This is a genomic window from Microbulbifer maximicatervae (SeqCode), assembly GCF_052466985.1.
Window position 1 is genome coordinate 5,230,191 of record NZ_CP174298.1, and the last position, 19,362, is coordinate 5,249,552.

Consider the following 19,362-nt stretch of genomic DNA (forward strand, 5'->3'; position numbering starts at 1 on the left):
CGGGTGGTCATAGAGATAGTTATAGTTGGGTTGTTGCTTATTCTGGTAGCAGGTATGGCTCACGGAGCATTGGGGTTTGGTTTCCCAATGCTTGCGACGCCTATTCTGGCACTTGCTTATGATTTGAAAACGGCAGTGGTGTTAACCATCTTGCCGTCGCTTTTGGTAATTATATCCAGTCTTTATAAGTGCCGAGATTATAGGATTAATTTTTCTAAATATAGTTTAGTAATATTATTGGTGTCTCTTGGAAGCCTTGCTGGAACATGGCTGTTAACCTGGGCAAATCCGGATATTCTCAAGTTGTTACTGGCGGTATCAATCTTGATCTACCTGTTTTCCAATCGTTTAAGGGGTTATCTGTCCAAATTCTCCAGTCGGCCAGTACTTTTTCCTGTCATTATGGGCGGCTTGGCCGGGGTGATTGGTGGCGCAACTAATGCGATTGCGCCTCTACTGATGATTTACTTATTGGAAGTTGCCAGATCATCAAAGGAAGTAATCCTTATTTCCAATATTTGTTTCTTGATTGGCAAGCTGATACAGCTTTCTGTGCTTTCAGTTTACTTGAGTTTTGATGATTTGGAGTTGATGTCGCTATCTGCAATTACCGTATTTGCATATTTTGGACTTGTTATCGGATTTAAGCTTCAATCGAGGATTGATGAAGAACGATATCGTTCGATTATTCGGTATGCTTTATCAATTTTTATGTGTGTGCTGACTTATCAGGGAATTTCTAATTTGGTATTTCCTGATGGTGCGATTGTTTAGGTTCTCTGTTTGAGGTCTCACTGACTGTGACAATCAAATGCCCTAAGCTGGCTCTACTGAATAGCTCTGCTGTTGCAGGCTAATCATCTTTTCAAATGGTTGCAGAAGCTTGGAATACTCATTTTTATCTTCAAGTTGAGCCATAGCCAAGGCAATACTTTCAATGGTTGACAGACCATCCGCAACGGTGGTTTTCCGAATAGCGTAGTTGGATTTCAAGTCCCCACTGAGATTGACTCTTGGAAGCTGTTGTAGCTTGGGGTTCAGGTGAAGAATCTTTTTAGATTTTTTCCAAGTCGCATCAATAACAATTAGCTGTTCAATCTTTTCCAGCTGATTCTGGTGGCTAGGGGTATTATTCCCTTCAGCTAATTGGGGTGTTTGGGGTAGCCATGATAGTGACGGATAGAGTAGAGCGCTGGGTTTATCGAGTAGCCTTTCCAACTGTTGATTAGGAAGAGTTTCAGAAATAAGCATTTCACTGTTATTTAAACACAGGTTCGCCATACGCCCGGTATTGAACGGGTGCTTCTCTTCTTGTGGGTGCTGTATGATCACCACTTTTATGGTATTAGCCAGGCTCACCAACGCACTGCAGTAGCAGACATTGGGCGGGCGCAGGCAGGTGCTACAGGTCTCTCTGGGCATTTTTCTACTTCAGGGGTACAGGGGCAGGTTTATGGCGAAAACGCAGCCTTCTAATGGTGTTCAGTGGCTGGCAGATATAGAGATTCCGCTAGCGAACAAATTTTATCGCATGTATGGATTTCGTGGCAAAGCCAAACGCCACGAGGACTGCGGGATAGTACGCGGCGAACGGGGGGAGGTGATTGCCTGCGGTTATTTGCGGCGCTATGAGAGCTTTAAGCTCCTGGCCGGAGTTGCTGTTGCACCAGATCATCAAGGGCAGGGTGTTGCAAGGCAGCTGTTGACGCTCCTTGCTGAACGTTTTGATAGCGACACCTATACATTTCCCTACGACCACCTGGAGCCTTTTTACTCCTCTTTGGGGTTTGAGAGGGTTGAAGTGAATGAGTTAAGTGGTCCTGTTGGGGATTTATTCCGCGGTTACGTGAAGCAGGGGCGCTCGATTCTGGCGATGGTCTACCGTTAGCCTTGGGAAGGTTATTATTTTCAGGTTGGCTTTGAATTAGAAAGAATTACTGTACACAGGCGTGTAGCACCTCTAGCTTTGGAATTTTAGTTCCTTCGGTGGCAGTTTATAGGTAGGGCAGCACTGTACAAGTGCTGCCCGAGTTGCTACTACCAGCTGCTATTAGTAAGTGCTAATTTCCCAAATGGAGTAGCCGTACACGGTATTGCGTTCGGTGCAGTCAATCTTCAGGTAACGGTAGTTTCCCTCTACGGTGATTGCGTCGGTGCGTTCACCGGCTCCCATTCCAGAAAATGACTCAACAGTTGTCCAGTTGCTGCCATCGGTACTGCCGAGCAGAGTGTAGGCAGCCGCATTGGCAGTTTCCCAGTCGATATTGAGGGTGCCAATGGACTGTACAGAGCCCAAGTCATAAGTCAGGCTGACATTGTCCACACCGTGGGCGCTCTCCCAGCGGGTATTGCTATCTCCGTCGATTGCCAGTTCAGCACTTTGCAGTTCAGAGGTTGCAGAGATACTTGAAGCCTGACCGTCGCCACCAGTTAAGCCCAGCTCCCAGATGGAGTAGCCATAGCTTGTGCTGCGCTCAGTGAAGTACAGGCGCACATATCGATAGCTTCCACTCAGGGAGTGCTCATCGGTTCTCTCTCCAGCGCTACCACCACTAAAGCTGGCCAGTGTGGTCCAGGAAATAGTGTCGTTACTGCCTTGGACCGTATAGGTTGCTGCGTTGGCGGTTTCCCAGTCGATTGTCAGGGTGTTCAGAGCTTCTGCCTCACCCAGGTCCAGAAGTACCCATACTGAGTCACCGCCATGGGCGCTCTCCCAGCGGGTGTCGCTGTTGCCATCAACTGCATTTGCGATGGACTGGATTTCGTTGCTGGCGGTGACGGTAGCCTGTGCAATCAGGTCCTGGCTGCCAGCTTCACCGCTATCGCCAGAGCCTTCGCCGTCGTCCTCGTCGCCTCCACTATCGGAATCGTCACCGGAGTCATCGTTGCCGCCAGTACCGCCAGAGAAGTAGATATTGTCGATCTCGATATCGCTGATTTCTCCATCCACGCCTAGAAGCTCGAATAGTTGAACCACGTTAGACATGTCTACTTCGTCACTGAAGTCGCTTACGGGGATAGAGATCTGGTGCCACTGGCCATCCCGTGCGAAACCGTAGGGATCGGCGCCATTGGCAAAGTCAATCCACTTTTGTTCTACATCGTCAATGCTGCCGCTCTTCATGCCGATCTTAAAGGTCGTGGTGGAGCTGCTTTTCAAAGCAAAATTGAGCGTGGCGGTATCGTTGTCGAAGGCTGACATGTCGTAGTAATAGTCAGCAGTGAAAGCCATACCAAACCAGCCAGCACCTGCGGAGGTGTAGGACAGGGATTCAGAGCCTTCGTAAGGGGAAGGAGAAGTCTCGATCAGGGTTTCGCCCCAGATATACAGATTGCCATCAGTGCCCAGTTCGAAACTGGAGTCGGCCTCGGTGTTTTCACTGTATAGGGAGAAGGTGCCGCTTGGCGTGGTTTTTTCGACGCTCTCACTAAAGTAAATATCGTCAATGGAAAGGGTAAAGGCTTCTGACGCTCCATCGCCGCGTACCATAAATGCCTGGCTAATGGTGTTGTAGTCCACCCCAAATTTGCTCAGGGGGATACTCACCTCGTGCCATTGCCCATCCCGTTCCAGGCCAAAAGTATCGCCTTCTACGCTCAGGTCCACCCAGGACTCACCACCGCTGGTACTGTTAATACCGATGCCGATAGTCTCTTCGCTAGTGGTTTTCATGCGGAAGTTCAGGTGACCATTTTGATAGTTCATCAAATTCAGGTCGTAGTGCATCCATACACCCATGCCATACCATTCGCCGGTATCGATTTGGAACTCCAGGGCATCACTCTCATCGACGCTGGATTGGCTTTCCATATTGTTCCAGACGTAGAGCTCGATATCAGTGCCAAACGTCAGGGATTCGGAAATATCGCTGCTGTCCCCGAACACGCCCAGGTTGCCGCTTTTTGCGGTATCGGTAGCCAGGGAGAGCTCGGTGCTGTAGCTGCTGTCATCGTTGTCGTAGATACGTACGTAGTCAACATACATCTTGGCGGGCATTGGGGCAGTGATCTCGCTGTTGTCATAGATCTGCGGGAAGATGCCACCTACTGCCAGGTTGAGAATTAAAAAGTTATGCTGGCGAAATTCATCGAATGCGGAATCACTGGTATCCGTCAAAGCTGCGATTTGGTTGGATTCGTCATCCACCCACATAACGATGCTATCGGGCGTCCAGGTCATGCCGAAGATATGGTAATCCTCAGTGAGGTCGGAGCTGGAACCGAAGTCCTCAACCAGGTTTTGCGATACACCATAATCTGCTTGCCCGGTGTAGTCGTCGGACTCGTGCCACCAGTGGAAGGCTCCGGAAATTTCAGAATTTACGACGCCGGCTTCTAGCGCTTCGGCCATACCCGCTTCGAGAATATCCAGTTCGCCACAGGCAGGCCAACCGGCTTGACCGTAGTCGCTGCCCAGTTGCCAGAATGCTGGCCATAGCCCCGCATCCAAATCCGGCAATTTAATTCGAGCTTCAATGGTTCCGTATTTGTAGGACAGACGCCCGAGAGACTTTAGGCGAGCAGAAGTAAAACTGCCATCACTTTCCTGTACGGCCTGAATAATCAGGTTGCCGTCTTCGACATAAGCGTTGTCGCTGTCATCGGTATAATTTTGTAACTCGTTGTTACCCCAGCCGGAGTTGCCAACATCGTAGGTCCAGACGGAGGAGTCGATAGTGTCTCCGTCAAAATTATCTTCCCAGACCAGAGTTTTTGAATTGGCCATTGAGGACACAATTGTGCCGACAATAGCGGCGGCTATCGCTGATTTTTTAATAATCATAATTTTCTTTCGTTGTTAATTATTTATAAGAATAAAATGCCTGATAGTGATGGTGTGGCACAGTTAAATGCTATTTATGAATCTAGTGAATACTAGATACTTAAATTGCAGTTTCCTTCAATTCACTTGAAAATCAGGTGCCGGCCACGGGCAAAGCCTAGCAAAACGATCGTTCTGCTGGGAAGTGAATTTAGACCTCTCGTCGTGGTTGCGGTCCTGCTTGTCGCATACAGCGGAAAAATAATTCCTTGTAATTTTTTTACAAAAGAATAAATTCCTTTTTGTGTTTTTGTTCGCAAATATTTTGTGTGGAAGTTCTTTTCCTGGCCTTGCTGCATTGAACAAAATTGTAGGCAGATTTAATCTGGATTTATTGTTTTTATACTTTGTCTTACACCAGGTTATACCCTAAAAGATAATATCTGTCGGCGGATAAGACAGGTTTTGATATTGGTGAAAAAGGTTGAGTGGTGTAATAAAAAAGGGCGCTGCTATTTGGCAGCGCCCTTGTACTTTTAGTTTCTGCGAGGTCCCTGTGCGCATCGTGCGGGTGGGGTGCAGTCTCTATGGCGATGGTTGTGCCCTTTATGGTGAGGGTGGCACTTGTGAGGGTGAGGACGGCAGTTTTCATTATTATCGCTGTCTGAGCTTCCGCCGGAGAAATAGATATCGTCAATCTCAATATCGCTGATATCTCCATCAACACCCAGTAGTTCAAATAACTGGATAACATTTGACATATCTACCTCGCTACTGAAATCAGTAACGGGGATTGATACTTGGTGCCACTCGCCATCCCGCGCGAATTCGTAAGGATCGGAACCGCTGGCAAATTCAATCCACTGCTGCCCAATATCGCTGACGCTACCGCTCTTCATGCCAATTTTAAAGGTGGCTTCTGAGCTGGTTTTCAGGGCGAAATTCAGCGTTGCAGTATCATTATCGAAGGCGGATAGATCGTAGTAGCTGTCGGCAGTAAATGCCATTCCAAACCAGCCGGCCCCGGAGGAATAATAGGAGAGGGATTCTTCACCTTCGAATGGGGTTTGTGTGGCCTCCAACAGGGTATCGCCCCAAATATACAGGTTGCCATCAGTTCCCAGTGTGAAAGTCGAGTTGGCCTCTGTAGTTTCGGTGTATAGAGAGAAGACACCGGTTGGCGCTGTTTTTTCAACACTTTCGCTAAAGTAGATATCATCAATGGACAGAACAAAATCTTCAGAGGCGGCATCACCTCGAATCATAAATGCCTGGCTGATAGTGTTGAAGTCCACTCCCAGTTTGCTCAGGGGGATACTGACCTGATGCCATTCGCCATCGCGCTCCAGGCCGTAGGTATCATCACCATCCACCAGATCTACCCAGGCATCTCCGCCACCAGTACTGGAAATACCAATGCCGATAGTCTGGCTGCTGGTGGTTTTCATTTTGAAATTGAGATGACCGTTTTCGTAGTTCATTAGGTTTAGGTCATAGTGCATCCAGAAGCCCATGCCGAACCATTCACCAGCGGTAATATCAAACTCCAGGGCTTCATCACCCTCGGCAGCTTCGGCACTGACAGTAGCTGACATGCTGTTTTGGTTCCAGACATACAGCTCTGTATCGGTGCCAAGCTCCAAGGATTCGGAGAGGTTACTGCCCTCGGAAAATACGCCGATATCACCTGTTTTGGCAGTGTCTTCAGCCAGAGAGATTTCTGTGCTGTAGCTGCTGTCGTCGTTATCGTAGATGCGAACATAGTCCACATACATTTTGGCGGGCATGGGGGCAGTGACGTCGCTATTGGCATAAATCCCCGGGAATTTGCCACCTACCGCCAGGTTTAGAATCAGGAAGTTGTGCTGGCGGAATTCATCTAGCGTCTCGGGTCTATCCTCGGGTTCAGTGTTGAAGCTGATGATTTCATTGGCTTCGTCGTCGACCCACATAATGATGCTGTCCGGGGTCCAGGTCATGCCGAAAATATGGTAGTCCTCGGTAAGGTCTGTGCTGAGGCCGAAATCGTCAACTAGATTTTTTGATAGGCCGTAGTCCGCTGTGTAGTTTATACCTTCATCGGATTCATACTGCCAATGAAAAGCGCCAGAAACCTCTGAGTTGACCGTGCCGGCGTTGAGCGCATCTGCCATGCCTGCCTCAAGAATATCCAGTTCGCCGCAAGCGGGCCAGCCCACTTGGCCGTAGTCGCCACCCAGCTGCCAGAAGGCGGGCCACAATCCGGCATCCAGGTCGGGTAATTTAATGCGGGCTTCAATGGTGCCGTATTTATAAGTCATACGACCCAGGGATTTCAGACGGGCGGAAGTAAAACTACCGTCGTCGTTTTGCAGTGCTTGAATAATAAGGTTGCCATCTTCGACATAGGCATTGGCACTATCATCGGTGTAGGTTTGCAGCTCATTGTTACCCCAGCCTGAGTTGCCCACATCGTAAGTCCAAACGGACTTATCAATACTGTCGCCGTCAAAATTATCTTCCCAGACCAGAGTTTTTGAATTGGCAAGTGAGGACACACAGGTGCCTACAATAGCAGCCGCGATCGCTGATTTTTTTAAATTCATGATTTTGTCTTTCTTTAATTATCTATGGGGGTGCCAACTTCATTGTATTTTTATAATGGCGGTGATCTGCCACGATGATTAATGCTTGTTGGGCTTGGGGATTTATCTGCTTTTTTATTTTGATATTTATATATTCAGTACAGCAGTAACAGACTAACAAAAAGCCGATTGTTGCATAGAGAAAGCTCGGGCTTTTTATCGTAAGACTGGTCCAGCTTGTCGCATATGCAAAATTTTTTCGCTTTGAAATTGAATCTGTCAGTGTGTATTAGTGAGGTTTTCCATTGTTTGGGTTTTTATTTTTAAGTTTGTAGTTGCTGGGTAGATTCCCTGCTTGAAATTAATTGCCGAATTAAGGCCTGTTTTAAAATTTAAATTCTAATTTGAAGGTGGACCGGCGGCGGAAATTAGGTTTGGTAGCTTGGCGCCCATGGGCGATCTTCTTTTCTTGAGCGCACTTCGAAATATACGGTTTGCCTTTTGGTGTCAGTGTCGGCGCTGGTGTGCGGTCAGTGTGGCTTGAGTTTTTATAGAGCTTGCAGTTCCGCTATTGAGGGAGGGTTGCATGTTCGGCTGTGGGGCAGCTTGTTTAAAATGGGGGTAGTAAGATTGCCGAAGGTCGGCACCCGGAATAAGAGCCGACTTTTGTGCTGTAATGCTTGAGCTAGGGCCCAGGAGCGGTTGAATAGGAAGAAACGGTGGAATACAGAGAGATAACTGAGCTTGCCAGAGAGTTGGGCGGGGAGCTGGAAAAGAGAGATTGGCGTGTGACGTCAGCAGAATCTTGCACCGGTGGTGCGATTGCGGCGGCTATTACCTCTATAACGGGTGCTTCGAATTGGTTTGATGGATCGATCGTGAGCTATGCGAATCGTATCAAGAACGGTGTTCTGGGTGTCGACAGCAATGATCTCAAGCAGTTTGGGGCGGTGAGTGAGCCGGTCGCCCGGCAGATGGCTTGTGGTGTTCTGGCGATGATGGATGCCAATCTCGCCGTTGCGGTCAGTGGTATCGCGGGGCCTGATGGTGGCACTGCCGAGAAGCCGGTAGGTACGGTTTGGATTGCCTGGGCCCATGCGGAGGGGCAAGAGCCAGTGCAGATTGATGCGAAGTGTTTTCTGTTCAGTGGTAACCGGGCAGAGGTGCAATCGCAGACGGTCGTTGAGGCGCTAAAGGGAATGTTAAGGATTGTCCGTGAGCACCCGGTTTGAACTTGTCCGCCGGGTCAAACTTTGTTCGTTTGCCTCAGCTTTAGGCTTCTTTTTGAGGCGTGGCTCGCTCAGCCTGAAGCTGGTACTCAGTATGAGGAATTACTGGTTGCCTATACAGTAATCCTTCGTTAAGCTTGCCACCACTCAATTCAGCTCAGAAATACGGGAATGGTCATGGATTCCAATAAAGACAAGGCATTAAAAGCGGCGCTATCTCAGATTGAACGTCAGTTCGGTAAAGGCACTGTGATGCGTATGGGAGACAAGGAGCGCGAGCGTATTCCTGCGATCTCCACCGGCTCCCTCGGCTTGGATGTGGCCCTGGGTATAGGCGGCTTGCCGCGTGGCCGTATCGTTGAAATCTATGGACCAGAATCCTCCGGTAAAACCACCCTCACCTTGCAGGTGATTGCCGAGGCCCAGCGCAATGGTGGCACTTGTGCTTTCGTGGATGCTGAGCACGCCCTCGACCCTATCTACGCTGAAAAACTGGGTGTTAACGTCGATGAGCTGATCGTATCCCAGCCGGATACCGGTGAGCAGGCGCTGGAAGTTGCCGATATGCTAGTGCGCTCCGGTGCCGTTGATGTGCTGGTAGTGGACTCCGTTGCGGCCCTGACCCCGCGCGCTGAGATCGAAGGTGAGATGGGTGATTCCCACGTGGGCTTGCAGGCTCGTTTGATGTCCCAGGCTCTGCGTAAGCTCACTGGTAATATCAAGAACACCAACACCCTGGCGATCTTTATCAACCAGATCCGCATGAAGATCGGTGTTATGTTCGGCAGCCCTGAAACCACCACTGGTGGTAATGCCCTCAAGTTCTACTCTTCTGTACGCTTGGATATCCGTCGTATCGGCTCCGTTAAAGATGGCGATGAGGTGGTCGGTAACGAAACCCGAGTGAAAGTGGTTAAGAACAAGGTAGCTCCTCCGTTTAAGCAGACCGAGTTCCAGATCATGTATGGCGAAGGCATTAACATGATTGGTGAAATCGTCGATTACGGCGTGAAGATGGGACTGGTGGATAAAGCTGGGGCTTGGTACAGCTACAAGGGCGACAAGATTGGCCAGGGCAAGGCGAACGCTACCAAGTTCCTGCGCGATAACCCCGACATTCGCAACGAGATTGAAGGTCAGTTGCGTGCGCAGCTGCTCGGTGATTTAGTGCCTGCGACCCCTGAAGAGGCTGCGGAATTACCGGAAGAGTAAATGCCGTACTCAAAAGCGGATTTTTCCGCTGATCCAGCTCAAGCGCTTTTCAGCGCGGCGCTTGAGCTGTTGACCCGCCGCGAGCACTCCCGCCATGAATTGAGGCAAAAGCTCGCGGCAAAATTCCCCAGCGCCGATTTCGACACGCTTTTTGAGCGCCTACACGAACTCAACTATCAATCCGATCAACGCTTTGCCGAAGTTTTTGCCCGCTCCCGTGTCCAGCGCGGTCAGGGGCCGATGCGTATTCGCCATGAGCTACAGCAGCGCGGCGTGCGCGGTGAACTAATTGCCCAGGCGCTGGATCAGTTGGAAGTGGATTGGTTTGAGTTAGCTGCGGAAATGCTTCAGAGAAAATACCGGGCCCCTATGAGCGCAGAGCTTCCACGGGATCAGTGGATGAAGGAGCGAGCGCGGCGCCAGCGATACCTGGCTTACCGGGGCTTCCCCACGGACGCGATTAGCTGGGCGCTGGACGGCAATTAATCGGGCTTATACTCTGACTACTACCTGAATGACTGGTCGATAGGTTTCGGCCATTTTTCAGGTACAGAAAGAGACTAAAAGAATAAGCGCGAGAACCCTATGATCCTGTCTATTGACCAGGGCACCACTGGTACCACAGCTTTTATCTTCGATAGTAAGGGCCACCTGATTGGTCGCAGTTACTCGGAAATTCCCAATCGTTATCCCCAGCCTGGCTGGGTTGAGCAGGATGCGGAAGAGATTTGGTCGGTAACTCTCCGGGTCTGTGCCGCAGCACTCCAGCGCGCTGGTGTTCGCGCGTCGGATATCACCGCAGTGGGAATTACTAACCAGCGCGAGACCACGATCGTCTGGGATAGGTATACCGGCGAGCCGGTTTTTCCTGCGATTGTGTGGCAGTGCCGGCGCTCGGCGGAGGTATGCCGGGAGTTGGGGGAACTCGGCAGGTCTGATTGGTTGCGAGAGCGCAGTGGCCTATTGCTGGATGCTTACTTTTCCGCAAGTAAGTTGACTTGGCTGTTCCGCCGTAACCCGGATTTACTAACCCGAGCTCAAAATGGCGACCTGTGTTTCGGCACCGTAGATAGCTGGTTGATCTGGAAAATGAGCGGTGGCAAAGCCCATCTCACCGATCACACCAATGCTAGTCGTACCCTCCTGTACAACATAAAAGATAAAGCCTGGGATAGTGAGCTGCTGGATTTTTTCCAGTGCCCTGAATCCATTCTTCCCAGAATTCTACCGTCGGCTGGCCACTTTACCGATACAGACCCCCACGCTTTTCTCGGCACATCGGCTCCGATTTGTGGTGTTGCCGGGGATCAGCAGGCAGCACTGTTTGGCCAGGGTTGTACCGAGCCCGGTAGTATAAAAAACACCTACGGAACTGGCTGCTTTATGCTGGCTTTTGCCGGCGAGGATCGCCCTGAGCTACCCCAGGGGTTGCTGGCTACAGTGGCCTGTGATGCCCAGGGTAATCCGGCCTATGCCGTAGAGGGTTCAGTTTTCACAGCGGGCTCCGCTATACAGTGGCTGCGGGACGAGATGGGAATGATCCAGCAGGCGGTGGATACCGAAATTATCGCCCAGAGTATTCCTCATACCCGTGGCGTTTATCTTGTGCCTGCATTTAGTGGACTGGGTGCGCCGCACTGGGACCCATCGGCACGGGGGACTATTTGTGGCTTGAGTCGGGGGGCTGGTCGAGCTGAGGTGGTGCGTGCCACTTTGGAATCTATAGCTTACCAGAGTGATGAGCTGGCCCGCTTGATGGAGCAGGCCCTGGGCTTGCCGATTACCCATATGCGTGTGGATGGGGGTGCTTGCGCGAATAATTTCCTGATGCAATTCCAGGCGGACATTTCCTCTTTGCGTGTTGAGCGGCCCCAGCAGATTGAATCGACGGCTATTGGTGCTGCGTTGCTGGCTGGTATTGGAGGTGGAACCTGGCGACCAAAGGAATTACCGGAGTGTTTGCAGGAAATTGAAAGGGACTTTATGCCGGCAATGACTCAGGCGGAGAGGGAGCAGTTGTTGGCTGGTTGGCGGAGGGCGGTAAAAGCCTGTAAAGCTTTTTAGGCTGGACCGCCTATCCTCTTAGCGTAATAACCTAAGGGAGGGGTAGAGATGTCACATATCGATATGCTGGAGGAAACTGTAGCAACTTTGGTCGATGGTCAAAGGGGCATCCTGGCTGCCGATGAGAGTGGCGGCACCATTGCCAAGCGCTTTGCCACGATTGGAGTGGATTCCACTGAGAAAAACCGGCGCGACTACCGTGCTGCGCTGCTGTCCTGTAAGGGGTTGGGTGAGTGTATCAGTGGCGTTATTTTGTTCGAGGAAACTCTGGGGCAAAAAGATGCCGAGGGTCAGCCCTTGCCGGAAGTGGCAGCGTCACAGGGGATAGTGCCGGGCATAAAGGTGGATAAGGGCAAGGGCCCCCTGCCTGGAGCGCCTGGGGATATGATCACCTACGGGCTGGACGGGTTGTCTGAGCGCTTGCAGCAATATAAAAAGCAAGGAGCTCGCTTCGCCAAGTGGCGCGAAGTCTATCCTATTGGCCATCACAACCCCACGCGCCTGGGGCTTACCGCAAATGCTGAGATGTTGGCCCGCTATGCAGCGGTATGCCAGGCCGAAGGGGTGGTTCCTATTGTCGAGCCAGAGGTTCTGATGGACGGTGAGCACGATATAGAGCGCAGTGCGGCGGTAAATGAGCGGGTTTGGCACTCTGTGTTCCATGCACTCCACCAGCACGGGGTAATACTGGAGCTGATGTTGCTCAAGCCCAGTATGGTAACCCCTGGTGCGGAGGCGGAAACGGCTGACCCTGAGCAGGTGGCCGAATATACCCTGCGCAGCTTGCGGCGAACGGTCCCCGCAGCAGTGCCGGGAATTAACTTTCTTTCCGGGGGGCAGGGACCAGAAGAGGCCACGGCCAATCTCAATGCAATGAATCAGCAAGGTGGTGGCCCCTGGCAGTTGAGCTTTTCCTATGGGCGCGCACTACAAGAGCCAGCACTCGCTGCTTGGCAGGGGCGCCCGGAGAATGTTGAAGCAGCCCAGGAAGCGCTACTTAAACGGTCCCGCATGAATCATTTGGCCATGCTGGGCAGGTACCGCGAAACCCTGGAATAGCGATTAGCTAGCAAAATAATAATCAATAAGGAGATTGCAATGGAGTTTGTCACCAGGGGAGTGACGCTGTATTACCGGCGCTGGTGGGTAGAAGAAGCTGTGGGTGTAGTGGTTATATCCCACGGGTTGGGCGAGCACAGTGGGCGTTACAGTGAGCTGGCGGAAGATCTCAATCGAGCAGGGTACAGTGTCTATGCCTTAGATCATTATGGCCATGGATTGTCGGATGGGAAGCGCGGGGATATTGAGGATTTTGCACTTTATAGTGAGGATCTAAATGAATTTTTCTCTTTGGTAAAAAGTGGAAACCCCGGGCTTGGGATGCATCTTCTTGGCCACAGTATGGGAGCTGTTATCGCTTGTGGCTGTGCTATTCGATATAAATCTGTCGACAGTTTAAATCTTTCCGCACCGGGCTTTCGCGGTAAAAGTGAGCCAAAAGGCCTCCTGCTATGGTTCGCGCTATTTTTGGCTCGCTGGCTTCCGGGTTTGGCTCTTTCCAGCCAGATAAATAGTCAGTGGATATCTCGTAGTCCGGATGTGGTCAAGCGGTATGTCAGTGATGAACTTGTGCATCACAGCATCTCTCTGCGCTGGTTTAAGACTTTTTTGCAGGAGCGGGAGTTTTTATCTGGCCGGTTGGATGGGATATCCATGCCTTGCCTTCTGTTATTGCCGGAATCAGACCATATTGTCGATGTGGAACTCAGCCGCAAGTGGTTTGGACAGGTGGGGTCAAAAAATAAGCAGTTGCACTGTTTCTCAAGGTCTTACCATGAGGTATTTAATGAAATAGAGGAGGGGCGTTTAGCCCGGGAGCTGCTACTTAGCCATCTCAATTCTGTTTCAGTAGAGACTGCTTCTGTCATATAAGGGTAAAAAAGCGCAAAGCCAGCAGGTGGCGCAGCAGAAGCTATGGCGAATACCGTGTAAAAGCGTATGAAGCATTGTATGATACGCGGTCATTTTTGCCCATCGGAAGTATTACCGAGGGAAAATAGTGGGGTGGAACATGGATAAAAAGTTGCTGAGCCTGTTGGTATGTCCGGTGAGTAAAGCGCCGCTTGAATACCGGGAGGACACACAGGAGCTGGTCTGCAAGGCCAGTGGTCTAGCCTATCCGGTGCGGGACGGTATACCGGTAATGCTGGAATCTGAAGCGCGGCAGCTGACAGCCGAGGAAAAGCTGGAAAAGTAAACCAATGGGTGAACCCAGCGTTTTCAGTCAAATTATCTCGGGAGATATCCCTGCTGAGATGATCTACGAGGACGACCAATGTGTCGTTATTGAGGATCGCGCGCCACAAGCGCCGACCCATCTCCTCATTATCCCACGCAAACCCCTAGTGAATTTATCCGCAGCTCAGGCTGAGGATAAATCCCTGCTCGGCCACCTTATGTGGGTGGTGGCAGAATTGGGGCGCAAGCTGGGGCTCGAGGGCTATCGACTGGTAGTTAATAACGGTCGAAGCGCAGGTCAAACCGTATTTCACCTGCATGTTCACCTGCTTGCCCAAAAAAGAATGCCCGAACAGGGGCTGGCACAGTAGTGGAACAGAAGTGACACCGTGTCACTGACTCCAATCAAATAAAACTCAACTAACGAAGTGGAATTACGCCGGATGAAAAGCGCACAGATTCGCGACGCCTTTCTGAATTATTTTGCTGAGCAGGGGCATGCCATTGTGCCCTCCAGTTCCCTGGTTCCGGGCAATGACCCGACGCTGTTATTCACCAATGCCGGCATGGTGCAGTTTAAGGACACCTTCCTGGGGCAGGAAAAGCGTTCCTACAATCGCGCCACCAGTTCACAGCGCTGTGTACGTGCAGGAGGCAAGCATAACGACCTTGAAAATGTCGGTTACACCGCACGGCACCACACGTTTTTTGAAATGCTCGGTAACTTTAGCTTCGGCGACTACTTCAAGCGCGAAGCGATTCGCTTTGCCTGGGAATTCCTGACCAAAGTATTGAATTTGCCAGAGGAGCGTCTTTGGGTAACCGTACATATCAGCGATGATGAAGCCGCTGATATTTGGCTGAAGGAAATGGGAGTGAGTGCCGAGCGCTTCTCCCGTCTCGACGAGGATAACTTCTGGCAGATGGGTGACACTGGTCCCTGCGGTCCAAGTTCTGAGATTTTCTACGATCACGGTGCCGATGTGCCCGGCGGCCCTCCCGGTTCCGATAATGACGACCTTGATCGCTATATCGAGATCTGGAACCTGGTATTTATGCAGTATGAGCGCACCGCTGATGGTGAACTGCACCCACTGCCCAAACCCTCAGTGGATACCGGCATGGGGCTGGAGCGTATTGCCGCCGTAATGCAGGGAGTACACTCCAATTATGAAATTGACTTGTTCCAAGCGCTGCTGAAAGCGGCGGGAGAAGTGGTTGGCTGCAGCGACCTGGAAGAGAAATCCCTGCGAGTGATCGCCGACCATATCCGCTCTTGTTCATTCTTGATTGCCGATGGCGTAATGCCTTCCAACGAAGGCCGTGGATTTGTACTTCGCCGCATTATTCGCCGCGCAGTGCGCCATGGCCACAAGCTTGGGCACAAAGACATCTTCTTCTACAAGCTGGTAGAAGCGCTCGCCGAGCAGATGGGTGACGCATACCCGGAGCTGCGTGAAAAGCAGCAGGTGATTGAGAATGCGCTGCGCAAAGAGGAAGAACAGTTTGCGAAGACTCTGGATAAGGGAATGGCGCTGCTAGAGGATGCCCTGGCGTCCCTCGAAGGCAGTGAGATCCCCGGTGAGTTGGTATTTACTCTGCATGATACTTACGGCTTCCCAACAGACCTAACCCAGGATATTGCCCGTGAGCGCGGTCTATCCCTGGATATGGATGGATATGAAGCTGCTATGGAAGCCCAGCGCCAGAGAGCTCGCGCTGCCGGTAAATTTAAACAGGACTATACCGACGTCCTCGAACTGGAAGGGGCTACAGAGTTTCTCGGTTACAACGCGACCGAGGCAGCAGGCAAAGTATTGGCCATCGTAAAAGGTGGTGAGCAGGTTGAGCGCCTGGAAGACGGTGAAGAGGGTGCAATTGTTCTAGATCGGACCCCCTTCTACGCAGAGTCTGGTGGTCAGGTAGGTGATAGTGGCTATTTGAGTTCCACTGATGCCCGCTTTGAAGTACGCGATTGCACCAAGCAGAGCGCGCACCATTTGCATACTGGTAAGGTGTTGAAGGGGGGCATCGCTGTGGGCGAAACCCTTGAGGCAGTCGTATCTGCAGATGTTCGTCAATCCACCGCCCTGAATCACTCTGCAACCCATCTATTACATGCCGCCTTGCGCAAAGTGCTGGGCGAGCACGTCACCCAGAAGGGCTCCCTGGTGGACTCGGAGCGCTTGCGCTTTGACTTCTCCCACCCCGAAGCTGTAACGGCAAAGCAGCTGCACGCGATTGAATCCCTGGTTAATAGTCAAATTCGCGCAAATACCCCTGTTGAAACTCACGAAACCGATATTGAGTCTGCAAAAGCGATGGGCGCTATGGCTCTGTTTGGCGAAAAGTACGGCGATACTGTGCGTGTACTTTCCATGGGCAAAACCGATGACAAGGCTTTTTCCGTTGAGTTGTGTGGCGGTACTCACGTGAAGCGCACCGGTGATATCGGTTTGATTCGCATTGTTGGGGAAAGCGGTATTGCTTCCGGCCAGCGCCGAATCGAAGCGGTTACTGGCGCTCACGCAATGTCTCTGTTTGATCAGGCGCAGCAGCGTCTGGAACATGTAGCGACTCTGCTTAAGGCGCGTCCGGACTCCTTGGCTGACAAAGTTGAACAATTGCTGCTTAACAATCGAAAACTGGAAAAAGAGATTGCCCAGTTAAAAACCAAGTTGGCCAGCGGTGCTGGCGGAGACCTTTCCGCTCAGGCCATTGAGTTGGCGGGCTTTAAGTTGCTGGCAACCTCTATTGACGGAGCTGACCCCAAATCATTGAGAGATTTGGCGGATCAAATGAAGAACAAGCTGGGCAGTGGCGTGGTGCTGCTGGCGGCTCCGGGCGATGAAAAGGTGGCTTTGGTTGCCGCAGTTACCCAAGACCTGACAGATCGGCTTTCTGCTGGTGACCTTATGCGCTTTGCTGCCGGGAAGCTGGGCGGCAAGGGTGGCGGTCGAAAAGACATGGCCCAGGGTGGTGGAACCGATGTGTCCGCGCTCCCTAATATGCTGAAAGAAGTGCCAAATTGGATAGAGCAATCCTTAAACTAGTTAAGTTTTGTCAAATTAGTGGTCTGAATTCGTAGTTGAGTTGATTTCGCAGAGGTTTGGTGATTAAGTGCGCGCCTGCACGAGTTGGGCAGGAAGCGTACTTATTGTGGAGCTAAGGAAACACAGTAAGTTATGAGTTTGTTCGTGCAGAAGTATGGCGGGACTTCAGTTGGCTCAATTGAGCGAATTGAAGCTGTGGCCGATAAAGTCGCCGCGTTTCGCGCTCAGGGACATGACATGGTTGTCGTTTTGTCTGCCATGAGTGGTGAAACTAATCGCCTGATTGATCTCGCTTATCAAATCCAGGAAAAACCAGATCCCAGAGAATTGGATGTTCTGGTTTCCACAGGAGAGCAGGTCACAATTGCCCTTTTGAGCATGGCTCTGAAGAAGCGTGGTTATGACGCCTGTTCCTACACGGGTGGGCAGGTAAAAATTCTTACGGATAATGCTCATACCAAAGCTCGCATTCAAAGTATCGATGTGGAGCGAATGCGCACCGATCTCGATGAAGGCAAAGTCATAGTTGTGGCTGGTTTTCAGGGAGTGGATGACGACGGCAATATCACCACACTTGGGCGCGGCGGGTCTGACACGACGGGTGTGGCGTTAGCTGCGGCGTTAGATGCTACCGAGTGCCAGATTTATACCGACGTGGACGGGGTCTATACCACTGACCCTCGAGTGGTCGACAGTGCACGCAGACTCGAGCGAATCACATTTGAAGAAATGTTGGAAATGGCCAGTCTTGGCTCCAAGGTTCTGCAGATCCGCGCCGTAGAGTTCGCCGGTAAATACAAGGTTCCCCTGCGCGTACTCTCAACTTTTGAAGAGGGTAACGGAACCCTGATTAGCCTGGATGAGGAAGATAACGATATGGAACAGCCAGTTGTATCCGGTATCGCGTTTAATCGCGATGAAGCAAAACTGACAATTCGTGGAGTGCCGGATACCCCTGGGGTTGCATGCCGAATCCTGGCACCGGTCGGCGCTGAAAATATCGAAGTTGACGTTATTGTTCAAAATATCAGCGCTGTCGATGGCACGACTGATTTCACCTTCACTGTTCACCGCAATGATTTAGGTAAGGCTCGTGATGTTTTAGAGCGAGTTTCTGCGGAACTTGGTGCGCGAGAGGTGATCACAGACGACAAGATCGCCAAGGTTTCTATTGTTGGCGTAGGTATGCGTTCACATGCAAATGTGGCAAGTCGTATGTTTAGTGCCCTGGGTGAAGACAATATCAATATCCAAATGATCACTACTTCTGAAATTAAGATCTCAGTGATTATTGACGAGCGTTATTTAGAGTTGGCTGTTCGGGCGCTGCATAGCGAATTTGAGCTTTCAGACAAAGAAAGGTAACGAGATTTTATAGCCGGCCTGCAGGCGGAAAAAACAACCAATTACAATTCAGTGGCTCGACGTAGCATGCAACCTGTTGAGATTTTGTTCGACTGGTCAATACTGAAGAGTGTGAAGGTTAGTTTTTAGCCTTTTGTGCACCGCCATCCGGTTATGATGACCAAGTAAGAGCAGTTCCAGGGGAACGCCGGCTGCTCTTTATCACAGGATGATCAAGGAGAAGTAGGTAATGTTGATTTTAACCCGCCGAATTGGCGAAACGCTGATGGTTGGCGACAATGTCACGGTTACCGTGCTGGGGGTGAAAGGCAATCAGGTGCGTATTGGTGTCAATGCCCCTAAAGAAGTTGCCGTGCACCGTGAAGAAATTTATCAGCGCATCCAGCGCGAAAAGCAATCCTCCGAGGAGGGTGGCAACGAGTAGTGACACAGTTCCCTAAAAAAGGCCGGCTTTCCGGCCTTTTTTATTTTGTGTTGTAGATATTTTCAACGGTGACTTTGGCGGAAAAGTCTTTTTTTTGAACGTCTTGTCCATTTCCTGTTCGAGAAGACAAAAAAGTGCAAAAAGTTATTGATTCCCCATTGCTTTTTGCCGAGCCGTTGGTATTATGCCGCCCACTTTCAGCGAGCAACCAAACAGGTTCAGCGACGCGAAAGACCTCCTCGGAGGTGGCCTGAAAGCGGAGCTTCCGCTGCGGCTTAAAAGGAGAGATGGCCGAGTGGCTGAAGGCGCGCCCCTGCTAAGGGCGTATGGGTTAACACTCATCGAGGGTTCGAATCCCTCTCTCTCCGCCATTATTTAAGTCTTCCTGGTGAGGGCTTGAGTCTTGGAAAAAGAAATTTTTTAAGGCTTGTAAAAGAAGATGTCGCGGCTA

Annotated in this window: 16 protein-coding genes and 1 tRNA gene; 14 read left to right on the top strand and 3 right to left on the bottom strand. The window is 50.9% G+C overall.

From position 1 onward, the window contains the following. Positions 1 to 3: 3 nt before the first annotated feature. Positions 4 to 774, top strand: a complete 771-nt coding sequence (locus ACJJI3_RS22970; RefSeq protein WP_444941045.1) for a sulfite exporter TauE/SafE family protein — start codon at positions 4 to 6, stop codon at positions 772 to 774. Positions 775 to 816: 42 nt separating this feature from the next. On the opposite strand, the gene ACJJI3_RS22975 is transcribed toward ACJJI3_RS22970, so the two are convergent. Then, on the bottom strand, positions 817 to 1,422 hold the full coding sequence (locus ACJJI3_RS22975) for a tRNA-uridine aminocarboxypropyltransferase (protein ID WP_444941046.1): 606 nt from the start codon (positions 1,420 to 1,422) through the stop codon (positions 817 to 819). A gap of 31 nt (positions 1,423 to 1,453) precedes the next feature. Between ACJJI3_RS22975 and ACJJI3_RS22980 the strand changes: the two genes are divergently transcribed. Next, on the top strand, positions 1,454 to 1,888 hold the full coding sequence (locus ACJJI3_RS22980; protein WP_444941047.1) for a GNAT family N-acetyltransferase: 435 nt from the start codon (positions 1,454 to 1,456) through the stop codon (positions 1,886 to 1,888). Positions 1,889 to 2,050: 162 nt separating this feature from the next. On the opposite strand, the gene ACJJI3_RS22985 is transcribed toward ACJJI3_RS22980, so the two are convergent. Both ACJJI3_RS22985 and ACJJI3_RS22990 read right to left on the bottom strand, forming a co-directional pair. Next, a complete protein-coding gene (locus ACJJI3_RS22985; RefSeq protein ID WP_444941048.1) occupies positions 2,051 to 4,783 on the bottom strand; it encodes a discoidin domain-containing protein in 2,733 nt (910 codons plus the stop codon). 515 nt (positions 4,784 to 5,298) lie between these two features. Then, positions 5,299 to 7,347, bottom strand: a complete 2,049-nt coding sequence (locus ACJJI3_RS22990) for a glycoside hydrolase family 16 protein (RefSeq protein WP_444941049.1) — start codon at positions 7,345 to 7,347, stop codon at positions 5,299 to 5,301. A gap of 698 nt (positions 7,348 to 8,045) precedes the next feature. Here ACJJI3_RS22990 and ACJJI3_RS22995 point away from each other — a divergent pair. The 12 genes from ACJJI3_RS22995 to ACJJI3_RS23050 all read left to right on the top strand — a co-directional run bounded on the left by ACJJI3_RS22995 (position 8,046) and on the right by ACJJI3_RS23050 (position 19,282). Continuing rightward, complete coding sequence (locus ACJJI3_RS22995) at positions 8,046 to 8,558, top strand: CinA family protein (RefSeq protein ID WP_444917874.1); 513 nt, start codon at positions 8,046 to 8,048, stop codon at positions 8,556 to 8,558. A 174-nt stretch (positions 8,559 to 8,732) separates the two neighbouring features. Next, on the top strand, positions 8,733 to 9,767 hold the full coding sequence (recA, locus tag ACJJI3_RS23000) for a recombinase RecA (protein WP_108735301.1): 1,035 nt from the start codon (positions 8,733 to 8,735) through the stop codon (positions 9,765 to 9,767). After that, positions 9,768 to 10,253, top strand: coding sequence for a regulatory protein RecX (locus tag ACJJI3_RS23005; protein ID WP_444911307.1), 486 nt, complete (start codon positions 9,768 to 9,770; stop codon positions 10,251 to 10,253). Positions 10,254 to 10,352: 99 nt separating this feature from the next. After that, positions 10,353 to 11,831: a glycerol kinase GlpK gene (gene glpK / locus ACJJI3_RS23010; protein ID WP_444941050.1), complete on the top strand. Its 1,479-nt coding sequence runs from the start codon at positions 10,353 to 10,355 to the stop codon at positions 11,829 to 11,831. Positions 11,832 to 11,879: 48 nt separating this feature from the next. Continuing rightward, positions 11,880 to 12,890, top strand: a complete 1,011-nt coding sequence (locus ACJJI3_RS23015) for a class I fructose-bisphosphate aldolase (protein WP_444914426.1) — start codon at positions 11,880 to 11,882, stop codon at positions 12,888 to 12,890. Between the two features lie 39 nt (positions 12,891 to 12,929). Continuing rightward, positions 12,930 to 13,763, top strand: a complete 834-nt coding sequence (locus ACJJI3_RS23020; RefSeq protein ID WP_444941051.1) for an alpha/beta hydrolase — start codon at positions 12,930 to 12,932, stop codon at positions 13,761 to 13,763. A 139-nt stretch (positions 13,764 to 13,902) separates the two neighbouring features. After that, a complete protein-coding gene (locus ACJJI3_RS23025) occupies positions 13,903 to 14,088 on the top strand; it encodes a Trm112 family protein (RefSeq protein WP_108734085.1) in 186 nt (61 codons plus the stop codon). A gap of 4 nt (positions 14,089 to 14,092) precedes the next feature. Further along, the gene (locus ACJJI3_RS23030) at positions 14,093 to 14,440 is read left to right on the top strand and encodes a histidine triad nucleotide-binding protein (RefSeq protein ID WP_444941052.1); all 348 of its coding nucleotides are present in this window, start codon (positions 14,093 to 14,095) and stop codon (positions 14,438 to 14,440) included. Positions 14,441 to 14,512: 72 nt separating this feature from the next. Beyond that, entirely contained in the window at positions 14,513 to 17,122 is a 2,610-nt protein-coding gene (alaS, locus tag ACJJI3_RS23035; RefSeq protein WP_444941053.1) for an alanine--tRNA ligase, read from the top strand. 132 nt (positions 17,123 to 17,254) lie between these two features. Further along, positions 17,255 to 18,487: an aspartate kinase gene (locus tag ACJJI3_RS23040; protein WP_444896482.1), complete on the top strand. Its 1,233-nt coding sequence runs from the start codon at positions 17,255 to 17,257 to the stop codon at positions 18,485 to 18,487. 229 nt (positions 18,488 to 18,716) lie between these two features. Further along, positions 18,717 to 18,911, top strand: a complete 195-nt coding sequence (gene csrA / locus ACJJI3_RS23045; protein ID WP_091391203.1) for a carbon storage regulator CsrA — start codon at positions 18,717 to 18,719, stop codon at positions 18,909 to 18,911. 281 nt (positions 18,912 to 19,192) lie between these two features. After that, a tRNA-Ser gene (locus tag ACJJI3_RS23050) sits at positions 19,193 to 19,282 on the top strand. Positions 19,283 to 19,362: the final 80 nt, after the last annotated feature.